Genomic DNA, 15,126 nt, shown 5'->3' with positions numbered 1-15,126 from the left:
AAATACCTCGGGGGAGGAGCGAAGCGACGGGGGCAGAGCCCCCCGCGATTTTTCCAAAAATCGCCCCCGGTCGACGGGCCGAAGGCGCGGCGAACCTACCGCCGCCCCTCGCGCAGCCAGGCCGCCAGCATCAGCCCCGCCGCGATCAGCAGGAAGAGCCAGCCGGCAATCAGCGGCGTCACCGTCACATCGGTGGTCAGGTAGGCCCCCCGTGGGGTCAGACCGATCCATCCGCGCCCTGCCGCATTGCGCCCCTCGGACACGATCCGCACATCCGGAACACCCGCTTCCAACCGTAAAACGCCGCCGCGCATCACACCCGTCAATGGCGCCACCGCCGCGCCATTGGCCAGGGTTTCCTCGAACTCGCGCGGGGCCGCAGGGCCAAGCGCGATGACCGCCTCTTCCTCGCCTTCTCGCAGGCGGTAGAGTCCCGTTTCCGGCCCCGTCACCTCGCCCGTGAAGCGGCCCGGCGCAGTTTCTTCGAGGGGCAGCTCATGTTCCGACCCGTCCGGATAGGTCACCGTCACCGTCCCGACCGTATCGCCCAGGGTCTGGCGCGTGACAAAGATCACCTGCCCATCCGCATCGGCGCGCAGGGCCTCCTCCTCAAGCTCGGGCTCGCCCATCATCCAATGCGCCAGCCGCCTGAGCAGTTCCAGCTGCGGTCCGCCGCCTTCATAGCCCCGATCCCAGAGCCAAGCGTGATCGGAGGCTAGCAGCGCCACGCGCCCCTCGCCCACCCGGTCGAGCATCAGAAGCGGCCGCTCCCCGGCCCCGGTCATCACCGTCTGGCCGCCATCCTCGATCAGCTCGATCTGCCTCAGCCAGCGGCCCCAGGGCGCATCGCTGTCGGGCAGGGCCGTGTGTTCATCGGCCAGCCCCCGCGTCACCGGATGCCGTTCGCCAAGGGCAGAGACCGTGGGCAGATAGGGCTGTTCCATCACCTGCGCGGTCGGGCGGCCCGGCATGATCTCGGCCAAAGGCGTGCGATAGAGCGAGGCGGCAGAGGCAAATTCCGGCCCCGTCGCCATCAAAAGCGCGCCACCCCGTTCCACGTATTGGCGCACGTTGTCGAGATAGACCATCGGCAGGATCCCCCGCCGCTGATAGCGGTCGAAGATCACCAGGTCGAACTCGTCGATGGTTTCCAGAAACAGCTCCCGCGTGGGGAAGGCGATGAGGCTCAGTTCCGTCACCGGCACGCCATCGTTGCGATCGGGAGGGCGGAGGATGGTGAAATGCACAAGATCCACCGCCGGGTCGGATTTCAGCAGGTTGCGCCAGGTCCGTTGCCCCGGATGCGGCTGGCCGGACACGAGCAGCACCCGCAACCGGTCGCGCACCCCGTTGATCTGCACCACGGCGGCATTGTTGCGATCCGTCAGCTCCCCCGGTGCTTCCGGCAGTTCGAACTGGATCACGTTCATGCCCGCATGGGGCAAGACCAGCGGCAGCTCCATATCCCGCCCGATAGGCACCATGAAGCTGCGCGGCGCGTCCCCGTCGATGGAAATGCGCAGCTCTGCCCGATCGGGCAGGTCACCGGGGACCGCGCCCTCATCCTCGACGCGCAGGGTCATGACAAACTCTTCGTCCAGAATGGCAAAGGAGGGCGCGTTGCGGATAATGAGCCGCCGGTCCCAGTCGGTCGCTTCGCCGGTGATCAGCGCATGCAGCGGCGCGGGCAGGTCCGGGGCCAGGTCGAGGTCATGGATGCGCCCGTCGGTGACCAGAATGGCCCCCGCGATGCGCGCACGGGGTTCTTCGGCCAGCAGTTCCGACAGCGCCGCCATGGCCAGCGTGCCCTGATTGTCGGCGGCATCCGCAACCCGCGCCTCGCGCAGTTCCATCCCCAGACCCGCGACCTCTCGGCGGATCTCGGCAATCGCCTCTTCAGTTTGTCCCGGTCGGTCGGAAATGCGCTGCGAGGCGCTTTCGTCGATCACCAGCAGCACGATATCGCTGAGCGGCTCCCGCTCTTCGCTTTGCAGCGCCGGATTGGCCAGCGCCACCAGCAATGCCAGCCCCGCCAGCCCGCGCAGCCACCAGCCGGGCAAGCCCCGCCAGACCTGCAACGCCAGCAGCGCCAGAACGGCCCCCGCCAGCCCCCAGATAAGGGGCCAGGACAGGAGCGGGTCGAAGAGGATGGATCCGGTCATGTTCATTGCCCCAACCGTTCCAGCAAGGCCGGCACATGGACCTGGTCGGATTTGTAATTGCCGCTCAGCACATGCATCACGAGGTTCACGCCAAAGCGCAGGGCGATCTCGCGTTGCCGTTCACCGGTAAACCCGCGCCCCACCGGGAACATCGGTTGGCCAGAGGGCGTCTGTGCCCATGCCGCGGCCCAGTCATTGCCGCCAATGATGACCGGCGTCACCCCGTCATTGAGGTTGCGGAAGGGCATGCCCTCGACCTGTTCCGCATCTGGCGGCGCGGCCTCGACCCAGACATCGCGGCCAAGATGGCGACCCGGGAAATCCTGCAGCAGATAGAAAGACCGGGTCAGCACGTGGTCATCGGGGATCGGTTCCAGCGGCGGAATATCCAGCGGCTCGGCCAGGTCCCGCAGGCGGCGGCCATTGGGGGTGCCCGCGCCGAAGGCCCCGATATCGGCGTCGCGCGTGTCGAAGACGATCATGCCGCCGCCGCGCAGATAGGCGTTGAGCCTCGCATAAGCCGCGTCCGAGGGCGTCGGCTGATCGACGCTGATCGGCCAATAGAGCAGCGGGAAGAACACCAGCTCGTCACTCTCCAAATCCACACCAATCGGCGCGGCTGGCTCGACCGAGGTGCGGCTGGTCAGCGTCAGCCCCAGCCCCCACAGCCCCGCGCGGGAGGTTTCATCGAGCTGCTCATCCCCGGTCAGCACATAACCTAGCGTGATCTCGGAGGTGGCGAGCAGCGCGAGGGTGTCGTCATCGCTCAGTTCCTGCGCCTCCCCCGACTGCGCCACCATCGCCGCCAGCAGCAGAGCCGCCCCCCGCACCGCGCCGGTCAGGCGGCCCGAAAGCCACAGGGCCGCCAGAGAGTCGAGCAGCAGCAGGACAAGAGCGGATGTAAGGAAATAGGGCGTCAGGTCCGCCGTCTCGGCCACGCGCAACCCCTCGACAGGTACGTCAGATGGCCAGTCCGCCGGGGTCAGAACTGCGTCAGCCGCCATCACATTGCGTGCCACCCGCCGATCCGATCCGGCATAAAGCCCCGGCAGCAGCGTCGCCGACAAGGGCGCATTGGCCAGATCGGTCCCGGCCAAGCCCGGCAGGTTCCCGGCATCCCGGCGCTGGCCATAGGCGTCGAGCACCACGTCCGGCACCCAGGTGATGCCCTCCAGATCGGCGGCATCCGGGTCTACGGGACGGGTCGAGATCGCCAGCCGTTCCAGCATCTGCACGAAGAGACCCGAAAGCGGCAGGCTCGACCATTCGGCATTGGCGGTCACATGGAACAGCACCACCTGCCCCTGGCCCAACCGGCTGCGCGTGACCAGCGGCGTGCCGTCAACCAGTGCCGCGATGGTGCGGCTGGCCAGTTCCGGGTCGGGCTGTGCCAGCACCTGTGCGGTGACCAGCACATCCTCGGGGATCGGTAGGCCATAAAAGGGCGAGGTTTCGTCGAAAACGCGCAGCGCCTTGGGCTCTCCCCAGCTCATTGCGCCACCCACGGTCCGCCCGCCTTCGCGCAGGCGCACGGGCATCAGCGGATGGGTGCTGTCGCGGGCAAGGTCCGACCCCGCCAGGCGCGGCCCGGCAAAGCGCAGCAGCATGCCGCCACGTTCGACCCAGGCTTGCAGCTCGCTGTCCTCTTCGGGCGAGAGCGTCGCCACATCGGCAAGGATGATCACATCGGGGCTGGCCAACAGCATATCGGGCAGCGCCACCTCCAGCAGGTCCGCCGTGGGGGCCAGCGCCTGACGCAGGTAGTGCAGCGGCGACAGCAGCTCCTGCCCCTCCTGATCCGGGCTGCCCGCAATCAGACCCACCTGCCGGCGCTGCAGCGCGTCATCGGTCAGGGTCACCGCCCCGGCACTGCGCTCACCGGCAATTTCGAACCGGTTCATCCGGTTGCGCAGTTCCGGCGGCAGGTCGAGCTCCATCTCGGCGCTGGTCTCACCGGCGTCGAAGACCATCACGCCGCGCGCCAGTTCCCGCTCGATCCCGGCGGGGTCGAGGCCAAAGCCCTGTATGGTCACCTCCCGCGCGCCCGTGTCGTCCAGCCGCTGCCCGGTCAGGCGGATCGCACCATCCTCGAACCGGGGCGGACCAAGCGCCAACAGGCTGCGGCTGCCCTCAAAGACCGTCACAGGGCCGGCCTCCTGTAGGCGCGCCAACAGCGCGTCGCGAACGTCATGATCCAGCCCGTCCGAGAACCAGAAGGTCTGGATGCCGGGATCCACCCCCTCGGCCCAGGCCAGTGCCGCTGACATGTCCGGCGGGAAGGGCGAAGGGTCCAAATTGTCCAGCCGCGCAGCCCAGGCATTGGCCGACTGAAAGGGCAAGTCGCCCATCGGCGGCAGGTCGGTCAGCTGGACCAGCGCCACCGGGCGCCCCTCGCGCCCCGCATCTTCAATCAGCGCCCGCGCCCGGTCGATCCGGGACGGCCAATCGCGGGCCGAAGCCCATGAGCCGTCCATCAGCACCAGCAAAGGCCCGTCCTGATCGCTCGCCTGCTGCGGATTCAGAACCGGTCCGGCAAAGCCGATGATAGCGGTGGCGACAGCCAGAATGCGCAACAGCAGCAGCCACCAGGGAGTTTTGTCGGACTGGCTGTCCTCGTCCTTGAGGCCAATCAGCAGCGCCACGCCGGGAAAGCGCCGCAGGATCGGCGCGGGGGGAACGGCACGCAAAAGCCACCACAGGATCGGCAGGAAAAAGAGCGTCAGCAGAAGGAGCGGCGTGGTGAAGGCAACAGGTCCGATCATGACGCCGCCTTTTCCATTTGGCGCGGGGAAGCCTCTTCGAAGAGGTTTGCAAATTCCTTCGAAGGCATTTGACCCGCGACCCGTCGAACGGCTCTCTCCCGTCTGAATGGTGCGCCAGAACGCTCTTCGAAGAGCGTTTCACAGCCCTTTGAAGGGCATTCGCCACCGCAAACCGCCATCATGACGCCCCCTTTTCGAGCGCCCGGTAAAGCCAGAGCAGGCTCGGCTCCGCTGCATCGCCGGTATGGTGGCAGTGATAGCGCCAGCCGGTGCGGGCCACCATCTGCCGCAACTGATCCTTGCGGGCCGCGAGCCGCCGCAGGTAGGCCGCGCGCAGCCCGCCCGCCTTCAGCGTCTCGAACCGCAAAACGCCCCCCATGCTTTCAAACACCGTGCGCCCGTCGAAGGGGAAGCTTTCCTCATCGGGGTCCAGCACCTGCACCAAGGCCCCTTTGACGCCCCGATCCGCCGCCTGACCAAGCGCCCGCTCCAGCGGAGACAAATCACCGAGGAAATCCGAGAAGAACACCGCCCGCGACCCGGCGGGCAGGATCTGCGGCGATGGCACGCCATAATCCGGCGTTTCCCGCTGCTCCATCAGGGCCGCCGCCATGCGCATCAGCTGCGCCTCGCCGCTGCGAGGGGGATCGGCCAGATGTGTCAGCCCCACGCGTTCCCCGCCGCGCACGGCCAGGATCGCCAGCGCCATCGCAAGTGTCTGCGCCCGGCGAAGCTTGGACGGTCGCGACTTGGCCCCGGCATATCCCATGCTCTGCCCGTCATCGACGCCGATCATCACCGATTGCGCTGCCTTCCATTCGGTCTGCCGCACGTAAAGCCCGTCCGCCCGGGCCGAACGTCGCCAGTCGATGGCGCGCAAGCTATCCCCCGCCTCGGCGCTGCGATACTGCCAGAATTCGTCGCCCATCCCATGCCGTTTGCGTCCATGCTCCCCAAGCAAGATCGTCGCCGCCAGATGCTGCGCATCGGCCATCAGCGCCGGTAGGCTGCCCGCGACCGCCTCGGATCGGGACCGCAGCGTTTCGGCTGTATGAAGCGCGGGTTGGGTCAAGCGGCAGCCTCGGTGCGGGTCGCCTGCGCGGTGACCGCGTCAATCACGGCGTCCAGCGCAATCCCTTCGGCCCGCGCCGCGAAAGACAACGCCATACGGTGCGACAGGACCGGCCGCGCCATGGCCGCCACATCCTCGGGCGAGGGCGCCAGACGCCCGTCCAGCAGCGCCCGCGCGCGCACCGTCAGCATGAGCGCCTGCGCCGCGCGCGGGCCGGGGCCCCAGGCCACATGATCACGCACCAGGGCAGGCGCGCCGTCATCCTCGGGTCGGCAGGCACGCACGAGATCGAGGATCATCTCGACCACCGCATCGCCCACGGGCATCCGCCGCACCACCTGCTGTGCCGCCATCAGCGTGTCGGCATCGAACACCTGATGCGCCACCGCTTCCTCGGTGCCGGTGGTGGCCAGCAGAATGCCCTTCTCGGTCTCCCGATCCGGGTAATGCACGTCGATCTTCACCAAAAACCGGTCCAGCTGCGCCTCTGGCAGCGGATAGGTGCCTTCCTGTTCAATCGGGTTCTGCGTGGCCAGCACATGAAAGGGGCGCGGCAGCGGATGATGCACACCTGCGACGGTCACTTCCATCTCCTGCATGGCCTGCAACAGCGCCGACTGCGTCCGGGGGGAGGCGCGGTTAATTTCGTCAGCCATCAGAAGCTGACAAAAGATCGGCCCCTCGATAAAGCGAAAGGACCGCGCCCCGTCGCCGCCGGTTTCCAGCACTTCCGACCCCAGAATATCGGCAGGCATCAGGTCCGGCGTGAACTGGATGCGCGACCCGCTCAACCCCATGACAGTCGACAGCGTATCGACCAGCAGCGTCTTGCCCATCCCCGGCAGGCCCATCAACAGGGCATGCCCACCCGACAGCATCGCTGCGAGCGACAGGTTCACCACTTCTTCCTGCCCGATGATGCGCGAGGCGATGGCGGCCTTGGCCTCGGCCAGCTTTCCCCCCAGATTTTCGATCTCTGTGACCAGCTTTTCGGGGTCAGACATGGCAATACTCCGGTGAATGGTTATGTTCTCCTAGTAAAGACAACTATTGCGGCAAGCTCAAACGGCAAAAGCAAAGACCGGACAAATGATCGTGAAAGTCACCCCCGACAGCCTGATTGCAGCGGCAAAAGCCGCCCAGAAAGACGGCAAGCACCCGCCGGTTCACCTGTGGAACCCCGATTTCTGCGGTGATCTGGACATGGAAATCAGGCGCGATGGCACCTGGTTCTACCTCGGCACCCCGATTGGCCGCTTCCCCTTGGTCAAACTGTTTGCCTCGATCCTGAAGCTGGAGGACGGGAAGTATTTCCTCGTGACGCCGGTCGAAAAGGTCGGCATCCGCGTGGTGGACGCCCCCTTCGTGGCGGTGGACATGGATGCGGCGGGCGATGGCCGTGATCAGGTCATGACCTTCACCACCAATGTGGAAGAGGTGGTGGTCGCAGATGCGGATCACCCCATCCGCGTGGAGCGCGACGACGGCGGCGAACCCTCGCCCTACATCCATATCCGCGCCGGGCTGGAGGCGCTGATTGACCGCAAGACCTTCTATCGGATGATCGAGCTTGGCGAATCGCACGAGGTCGAGGGCGTGGACATGTTCGGGGTCTGGTCCTCCGGCCAGTTCTTCCCGATCATCCCGGTGGCGGAGCTGGAGGTCTGAGGCTCAGAAGTCCGGAACCTGCAGCCCGCGTTCCGCCGCGTCTTCATCGGTGAACCGTCCGAAATTCAATTCGGAGCGCTAACCGGGTGCGGAGATGTCTGGAGCGTTTGGAAAGCGGCCTGCGTAGGGTGGGCAGTTTGCCCACCATTCACGTTAACGTCCCGGTAACGGCAGTCATGCTTTCTGCTCTCATGCCTAATTACATTCGATCCAGATCCCCCGGTGGCAGCTTTTTCTTTACCGTCAATCTTGCCGACCCATCCTCCTCCCTGCTGACCGACCAAATCGAAGACCTGCGCCGCGCCTACCGGGCAACCATCCGCCATGCGCCGATCCGCTGTGATGCGATGGTCGTGCTTCCCGATCACCTGCACGCGGTCTGGACCCTGCCGGAGGGAGACAGCGCCTATTCAGAGCGTTGGCGCAAGATCAAGCACCGGTTCACAAGGATGGTGGGGGTGAAGGTGGGCAACATTGCCCACCCTACGGTTTCCCCGAGCAAACGGGCCAAGCGGGAGCGGGGAATTTGGCAGAGGCGGTTCTGGGAGCACACGATCCGTGACGAGGCGGATTTCCGGGCGCATGTTGCGTATTGCTGGAGCAACCCGGTGAAACACGGATTGGTCGAGCGGGCCGCAGATTGGCCCTTTTCCTCCATTCACCGGGATATCAAAGCCGGTCGGATTGAACCGGAATGGATCGGCACGGACGTCGAAGGAAGATTCGGAGAGCGGTTTTCGTAGGGTGGGCAGTCTGCCCACCGTTGATGACACAGGATAGGCGGTGTGGTGGGCAGAACTGCCCACCCTACCATCGCTACCCCCTCCGCCGCTTCCCTCCTCTCTGCCCCGGCCTTCCCGCCGTTGACCGACCGCTTGCCTTCGCGGCCCCGTCTACCGCTGCGTCCACCGCCGATTGCCGCGCCAGCGGGTCGTCCGAGACCACCAGATCGACAACTTCCAGCCGTTTGATCTCGTCCCTCAACCGAGCGGCTTCCTCGAATTCCAGGTTCTCCGCCGCCTTCCGCATCTGCTCCCGCAGGCCCTCCAGATGGGTCTCAAGATTGGCCCCGTGCAGGGGCTTGTCCACCTTCGCGGTAACGCGGGCCATGTCGACGTCGCCCTCGTAGAGGCCCGCCAGAATATCCTCGACATTCTTCTTCACCGTCTCGGGCTTGATCCCGTGTTCCTCGTTATAGGCCATCTGCTTTTCGCGGCGGCGATTGGTTTCGCCAATGGCGCGTTCCATGCTGCCGGTCATGCGGTCGGCATACATGATCACGCGCCCCTCGGCGTTGCGCGCGGCGCGCCCGATGGTCTGCACCAGCGAGGTCTCGGACCTGAGAAACCCCTCCTTGTCCGCGTCCAGAATGGCCACCAGCCCGCATTCGGGGATATCGAGCCCCTCGCGCAACAGGTTGATCCCGACCAGCACGTCGAAGGCTCCGAGGCGCAGGTCTCGCAGAATCTCGATCCGTTCGATCGTGTCGATGTCGGAGTGCATGTAGCGCACCTTGATACCCTGTTCGTGCAGGTATTCGGTCAGGTCCTCGGCCATGCGTTTGGTCAGCGTGGTCACAAGCGTGCGGAAGCCCGCCGCCGTCACCTTACGGATCTCGTCCATCACGTCATCGACCTGCGTGGTGACGGGCCGGATCTCGACCTCGGGGTCAAGCAGGCCGGTGGGGCGGATCACCTGTTCGGTGAAGACGCCGCCGGTCTGCTCCAGCTCCCACGCGGCGGGGGTGGCGGAGACGAAGACGGATTGCGGGCGCATCGCGTCCCATTCCTCGAACTTGAGCGGCCGGTTGTCCATGCAACTGGGCAGGCGGAAGCCGTGTTCGGCCAGCGTGAACTTGCGCCGGTAGTCGCCCCGGTACATGCCACCGATCTGGGGCACGCTGACATGGCTTTCATCGGCGAAGACGATGGCATTGTCTGGGATGTATTCGAAGAGCGTGGGGGGCGGTTCGCCCGGCGCGCGGCCCGTCAGGTAGCGCGAATAGTTCTCGATCCCGTTGCAGACGCCGGTCGCTTCCAGCATCTCCAGATCAAACCGCGTGCGCTGTTCCAGCCGCTGCGCTTCCAAGAGCTTGCCCTCGTCTTCAAGCTGCTTGAGCCGCAATGTTAGCTCCGCCTTGATGCCCTTGATCGCCTGTTTCATCGTCGGTGTCGGCGTCACGTAGTGGCTGTTGGCGTAGACGCGGACCTTTTCCAGCGTATCGGTCTTGGCCCCGGTCAGCGTGTCAAACTCGGTGATCGACTCCAGCTCCTCGCCGAAGAAGGACAGGCGCCAGCCGCGATCTTCAAGGTGAGAGGGCCAGATTTCCAGGCTGTCGCCACGCACCCGGAAGGTGCCGCGATGAAACGCCTGATCGTTCCGCTTGTATTGCTGTGCGATGAGATCGGCCATGACGGCACGCTGATCGTATTCCTTGCCGACCTCGATATCCTGCGTCATGGCCGTGTAGGTCTCGGGCGAGCCGATGCCGTAGATGCAGGAGACCGAGGCCACGATGATCACGTCATCGCGTTCCAGCAAGGACCGGGTGGCCGAATGGCGCATCCGGTCGATCTGTTCGTTGATCTGGCTTTCTTTCTCGATATAGGTGTCCGAGCGCGGCACGTAGGCCTCGGGCTGGTAGTAGTCGTAGTAGCTGACGAAGTATTCGACGGCGTTATCAGGGAAGAAGCCCTTGAATTCCCCGTAAAGCTGCGCGGCGAGCGTCTTGTTGGGGGCCAGGATGATCGCCGGGCGCTGCGTTTCCTCGATGATCTTGGCCATGGTGAAGGTCTTGCCGCTGCCGGTGACGCCAAGCAGCACCTGATCGCGTTCGCCGCCCATCACACCCTCGGCCAGTTCTGCGATGGCCGTGGGCTGGTCGCCTGCGGGCTGAAAGGTGGTGTGCATGACAAACCGCTTGCCGCCCTCCAGCTTGGGGAGGGGGGCGGCGGCCTCTGCGATCTCGCGGCGGTCGGTGGTCGAATAGGGCATGCATTTATCCTTGGGTTGCCCCTTAGAATGATCTCTTTTTGTTCGCCTGCAAGGGGGCGGCGGGGAATTTCGCCGGGCGCGTCCGGTGGCGATGTCATAGCTGACACCTCCTGACAGCGTTCTGTCAGCAGGGTGCATTGCGCGAAAGAAAACCGCTCGGGCGCATACTGCGCTGAATTTTAAACGATTTCGTAAGAAATCTGCGGGAGTATTTCCTTGCTGCCCGATGTATCTCCACCTTAAGGTTGCATGGCAAGCAGCAAAACGGTTGCCGGTCGGCCTCGCACCACCCACCCCACACTCGCTCCACGAGCCCGGCCGGCAGCCTGCTTTCCCTCCTTCCCGCGACCAGATTGACCGTTGCATCCCGCACCGTGTTTCATGATAAGACAGCCCCATGACCTGCCAAGGAGTGGCCCGATGCGCGCACGAATCTATCAGCCTGCCCGGAACGCGATGCAATCCGGCCTTGGGAAGACCAAAACCTGGGTGCTGGAATTCGCCCCTGCTGAACGGCGCGAGGTCGATCCACTGATGGGATGGACCGGATCGGGCGACATGAACAGCCAGGTCAAGCTGCGCTTCGACAGCCTGGAAGCCGCGAAGGCCTATGCGCGGGAGCACGGGATCGAGGCTGTTGTCCTGCAGCCGCAGAAGCGCAAGGCCAATATCCGCAAGGGCGGCTATGGCGAAAACTTCGCCACCAATCGCCGTCAGGTCTGGACCCACTGACCGGATGACCTGCCAAGGCCGCCTGACCGTGACGCTGGAAGACACCAGCCACGCGGATGTGGTCGAGCTGTTGCAGATCCACGAGGCACTGATGCGGACCCAGACTCCGCATGCCAGTTGTCATGTGAAATCCGTCGATGACCTGACCGGTGCAGGCGCGCGGATTTTTTCCCTGCGTGACAATGACCGGCTTCTGGCAATCGGGGCTTTGGTGGGCATCGGTCCGGGCCATGAAGAGCTGAAATCCATGCATGTGCGCGACATCGCCCGGGGACGCGGTGCGGGAAAGGCGCTGTTGGAAAGCATGCTGTCCGACGCCCGGTCACGCGGGGTGCAGCGGATCAGCCTTGAAACCGGGGCGGGCACAGATCACGCAACCGCCCGGTCACTTTACACCCGCGCAGGATTCATTCCCTGCGGCCCCTATGCAGGCTACGCGGACGACCCCCTGTCCACCTTCATGACCCGCGAGATTTGAAGCAGCTTGTCCCTTGCGTTCGCCCTCCGGGTCGCGCATCTAGAGCACAGCGGTCCCGTAGCTCAACTGGATAGAGCAGCTGACTTCTAATCAGCAGGTTCGGGGTTCGAGTCCTCGCGGGATCGCCATTTTCTTCGTTCTTTCAGCGGGCCGAGATCATGTGCGGCCCCAATGCCGCGATTTCCGGAAACCGGATGTCGGGTGGCGGATAGGCGGTGTATCTCAGTCCGGCGAGCCTCCCGCGAAGGCGTTGCCGTTCTGCCAGTCGCAGGGCGCGTCCTGCATTTCCAGATGCAGCCCGGTGCGGTCGCAGGGATGGGCGCGGGCGAGGTCCTCGTTGAACGCGATCCCAAGCCCCGGCCCCGCGGGCGCATGGACAAAGCCGTTCTCCACCCGGATCGTGCCGCCAATGAGGTCGCGGTGGAAGTCGGTCTCGATTGTCTCGACCAGCAGAAGATTCGGACAGGTCGTGCCCAGATGGATATTCGCCGCCCATTCCACCGGCCCGGCATAAAGATGGGGGGCAATCTGCGCGCCGAAGGTTTCGGCCAGCGTGGCGATCTTCTTGCCCTCCCAGATGCCGCCTGCCCGGCCAAGCGCCGGTTGCAGAATCGTGGCGGCACCCGCGCGCAGGACGTCGGCGAATTCGGCCTTCGTGGTCAGGCGTTCGCCCGTGGCGACGGGAATGCGCACCGCGCGCGCGACCTCGGCCATGGCGGCATAGTTGTCGGGCGGTGTGGGCTCTTCAAACCAGAGCGGGCTGTAGGGTTCCAGAGCCTGCCCGAGCCGGATCGCGCCGCCGGGCGTGAACTGGCCGTGCGTGCCGAAGAGCAGATCGGCCCGGTCGCCCACGGCCTCGCGGATCGCCTTGCAGAAGGCCACGGACCGCGTGATGTCGGACATGGCAGGCATATGGCCGCCGCGCATCGTGTAGGGGCCTGCCGGGTCGAACTTGACCGCCGTATAGCCGCGCGCGACGCAATCGGCTGCCGCTTCACCCGCCATGTCAGGAGAGATCCAAAACTCCGTCGGGTGGTGATGGGCGAGCGGATAAAGGTAGGTATAGGCCCTCAGCCGCTCGTTCATCCTGCCGCCGATCAGTGCCCACACGGGCCGGTTCCGCGCCTTGCCGAGGATGTCCCAACAGGCGATCTCCAACCCGGCATAAGCGCCCATGACCGTCAGATCGGGCCGCTGCGTGAAGCCGGAGGAATAGGTGCGGCGGAAGATGCGTTCGATATTCTCGGGGCTTTCGCCCTCGAAATAGCGCTGAAACACGTCTGCGATCACGGCCCGCATTGCCTCTGGCCCCACGGACGACGCGTAGCATTCGCCATAGCCCGAAATCCCGCAGGCCGTGGTCAGCTTCGGCACGATCCAGTAGCGCCCGCCCATACCGGGGTTGGGCGGAGCGATGACGAAGATTTCCAGATCGGCCAGTTTCATGCAGCTGCTCCCTCGGCTTTGCTTGCATCACCCTGCCCCGCCCGGCACGGTTGGGCAAGGAGGCTCTGGAATGGATGCTATCGAGATTCGCCGCCTCGGCTTGGAAGATGCCGACCTCGCCCTGTCTGTCCGCGACGGGCTGTTCAACGGGCCGGTTCGCCCCGACCAGTTGCAACACAAGCTGCGGGCACAGGGACAGCTGCTGATCGGGGCGCTTGCCGATGGGGCGCTTGTCGGGATGGCATCTGGTGCGGTTGTCCTTATGCCGGACAAGGCCCCAAGCTTTTACCTCGACGAGATCGGCGTGCACGAGGACTGGCGGCGGCGCGGGATCGGGCTGGCGCTTGGGCGCTCTGTGCTAGCGGAAGCCCGCGCCATGGGCTGCGAAACCATCTGGCTGGCGACCGAGGACGACAACGCCCCGGCCCGGGCGCTCTACGCCCGCCTTGGCGGACGGGCGCAGTCGGGTGTTGTGGTCTACTCCTGGGACTGACGGAACGTCACGCCTCGCCGAGCAGGATCACGTTGCGCCGTGCGTGGCCGGTCTTGGTGTCGGCGATGGCCTCGTTGATCTGGTCGAGCCTCCAGCGGTTCGAAATCAGTTCGTCGAGCTTCAGGCGCCCCTGCTGGTACATGTCGACCATCCACGGGATGTCGCGCGGCAGGACCGCGTCACCCATCTTGGAGCCCTTCATCCCCTGCCCCACGGCGGCGATGATTACCGGTTCATATTCCGCCATGGCCCCGCTATGGGGCATCCCCACGGCATACATTGTGCCGCCGCGCGCCAGCAGGCGCAGGGATTGGTCATAGGCCGGGATCGCGCCGACGGTGACGAAGACCGCGTCGGCCATCTTGCCGCCGGTGATCCTGGCCACGGCCTTCCAGGGTTCCGACTCGGTGGCGAGAATGCCGTCCGTCGCGCCGAACCCTTTGGCATCGTTGAGTTTATCTTCGGACATGTCCATCGCGATGATGCGCGCGGCCCCGGCGATGCGCGCGCCCTGAATGGCGTTGAGCCCGACACCGCCCGCACCGATTACCACCACGTTCTGGCCGGGACGCACCTTGGCGGTGTTCACGACCGCGCCGATACCGGTGATCACGCCACAGGCCAGCAGGCTGGCCACATCGGCAGGCATGTCGTCCGGCAGGGGGGCGAGCTGGCTTTGATGGACCACGGCGGCCTCGGCAAAGGCGCCGCATTCCATGGCTTTCGTCACGACGGTGCCATCGGTCAGTCGAATGGCCGGATCAACGGGCGTGTTACCATCGCAATAGACCGGCGCCCCGGAGGCGCAGGACCCGCAGGTGCCACAGGATTTTATGAGCGTAACCAATACCTTGTCGCCTGGCTTGTACGCGGTGACACCGGGGCCGACCGAGGTGATGCGTCCGGCTGCCTCGTGGCCGTACACGGCCGGAAGGTCGCCGCCCCATCCGCCGTCGATGAAGGAAATGTCGGAATGGCAGATGGCGACGGCATCGAGCTTGACCTCGACCTCGCCCTGCCCCGGGGCCCGCAGCTCGATCTCCTCGATGCTCAGCGGCTCGCCGAAGGCGTGGCAGACGGCGGCTTTGACTGTTGTCATGTGGCGATTCCTCCCTCGCGCTTTGGGGTGAGACTGCGGGGCATGGTGGCAGGGTTCAAGAGGCGAGAGCGGCAAATCGCGTGTTCCGTCGCGACATTTTCGGGGTCACATCGGGGGGTGCCATGCGTACACCCCCCGTACACCCCCCGTACACCATCCGTGCAGACGGAAAGCGGTTTCGCCGCCTGCGGCGTCGACCGGGGAGCGGCCCTCGTCAACC

12 protein-coding genes and 1 tRNA gene are annotated in these 15,126 nt (G+C 65.3%); 6 read left to right on the top strand and 7 right to left on the bottom strand.

Annotation, left to right across the window (positions count from 1 at the left end; translation table 11 throughout):
• Nucleotides 1-95: 95 nt before the first annotated feature.
• The 4 genes from ACOOEX_RS02430 to ACOOEX_RS02415 form a co-directional block, all read right to left on the bottom strand.
• A complete protein-coding gene (locus ACOOEX_RS02430; protein ID WP_420396970.1) occupies nt 96-2,162 on the bottom strand; it encodes a hypothetical protein in 2,067 nt (688 codons plus the stop codon).
• Nucleotides 2,163-2,164: 2 nt separating this feature from the next.
• Entirely contained in the window at nt 2,165-4,924 is a 2,760-nt protein-coding gene (locus ACOOEX_RS02425; RefSeq protein ID WP_420396969.1) for a DUF4159 domain-containing protein, read from the bottom strand.
• Between the two features lie 178 nt (nt 4,925-5,102).
• Complete coding sequence (locus ACOOEX_RS02420) at nt 5,103-5,996, bottom strand: DUF58 domain-containing protein (RefSeq protein WP_420396968.1); 894 nt, start codon at nt 5,994-5,996, stop codon at nt 5,103-5,105.
• Nucleotides 5,993-7,000, bottom strand: coding sequence for an AAA family ATPase (locus ACOOEX_RS02415; RefSeq protein ID WP_420396967.1), 1,008 nt, complete (start codon nt 6,998-7,000; stop codon nt 5,993-5,995). The genes ACOOEX_RS02420 and ACOOEX_RS02415 overlap by 4 nt, the downstream gene beginning before the upstream one ends.
• Before the next feature lie 85 nt (nt 7,001-7,085).
• On the opposite strand from ACOOEX_RS02415, the gene ACOOEX_RS02410 reads away from it, so the two are divergent.
• Complete coding sequence (locus tag ACOOEX_RS02410; protein ID WP_420396966.1) at nt 7,086-7,664, top strand: DUF1285 domain-containing protein; 579 nt, start codon at nt 7,086-7,088, stop codon at nt 7,662-7,664.
• 191 nt (nt 7,665-7,855) lie between these two features.
• A complete protein-coding gene (locus ACOOEX_RS02405) occupies nt 7,856-8,407 on the top strand; it encodes an REP-associated tyrosine transposase (RefSeq protein ID WP_420398311.1) in 552 nt (183 codons plus the stop codon).
• Between the two features lie 73 nt (nt 8,408-8,480).
• Here the strand turns inward: ACOOEX_RS02405 and uvrB are convergent, their stop codons facing one another.
• Nucleotides 8,481-10,658 carry an excinuclease ABC subunit UvrB gene (gene uvrB, locus ACOOEX_RS02400; RefSeq protein WP_420396965.1) on the bottom strand — a complete coding sequence of 726 codons (2,178 nt, stop codon included), beginning with the start codon at nt 10,656-10,658 and terminating at the stop codon, nt 8,481-8,483.
• 420 nt (nt 10,659-11,078) lie between these two features.
• Here uvrB and ACOOEX_RS02395 point away from each other — a divergent pair, with 420 nt between their 5' ends.
• The 3 genes from ACOOEX_RS02395 to ACOOEX_RS02385 all read left to right on the top strand — a co-directional run bounded on the left by ACOOEX_RS02395 (nt 11,079) and on the right by ACOOEX_RS02385 (nt 11,996).
• A complete protein-coding gene (locus ACOOEX_RS02395; protein WP_420396964.1) occupies nt 11,079-11,390 on the top strand; it encodes an ETC complex I subunit in 312 nt (103 codons plus the stop codon).
• 4 nt (nt 11,391-11,394) lie between these two features.
• Nucleotides 11,395-11,868 (top strand): GNAT family N-acetyltransferase, encoded by a 474-nt coding sequence (locus tag ACOOEX_RS02390; RefSeq protein ID WP_420396963.1) that lies wholly within the window; start codon nt 11,395-11,397, stop codon nt 11,866-11,868.
• 51 nt (nt 11,869-11,919) lie between these two features.
• Nucleotides 11,920-11,996: transfer RNA gene (locus tag ACOOEX_RS02385), tRNA-Arg, on the top strand.
• Nucleotides 11,997-12,090: 94 nt separating this feature from the next.
• Here ACOOEX_RS02385 and ACOOEX_RS02380 read toward each other — a convergent pair.
• Entirely contained in the window at nt 12,091-13,314 is a 1,224-nt protein-coding gene (locus ACOOEX_RS02380) for a mandelate racemase/muconate lactonizing enzyme family protein (RefSeq protein WP_420396962.1), read from the bottom strand.
• A gap of 70 nt (nt 13,315-13,384) precedes the next feature.
• Between ACOOEX_RS02380 and ACOOEX_RS02375 the strand changes: the two genes are divergently transcribed.
• Nucleotides 13,385-13,807 (top strand): GNAT family N-acetyltransferase, encoded by a 423-nt coding sequence (locus tag ACOOEX_RS02375; protein WP_420396961.1) that lies wholly within the window; start codon nt 13,385-13,387, stop codon nt 13,805-13,807.
• 7 nt (nt 13,808-13,814) lie between these two features.
• Here ACOOEX_RS02375 and ACOOEX_RS02370 read toward each other — a convergent pair whose 3' ends face one another.
• Entirely contained in the window at nt 13,815-14,906 is a 1,092-nt protein-coding gene (locus tag ACOOEX_RS02370) for a Zn-dependent alcohol dehydrogenase (protein WP_420396960.1), read from the bottom strand.
• Nucleotides 14,907-15,126: the final 220 nt, after the last annotated feature.

The sequence above is a fragment of the Nioella sp. genome, from assembly GCF_965215655.1.
Classification (GTDB): domain Bacteria; phylum Pseudomonadota; class Alphaproteobacteria; order Rhodobacterales; family Rhodobacteraceae; genus Nioella.
The sequence above is the reverse complement of the archived record's forward strand: the minus strand, read 5'-3'. Positions and strand labels throughout refer to the sequence as shown.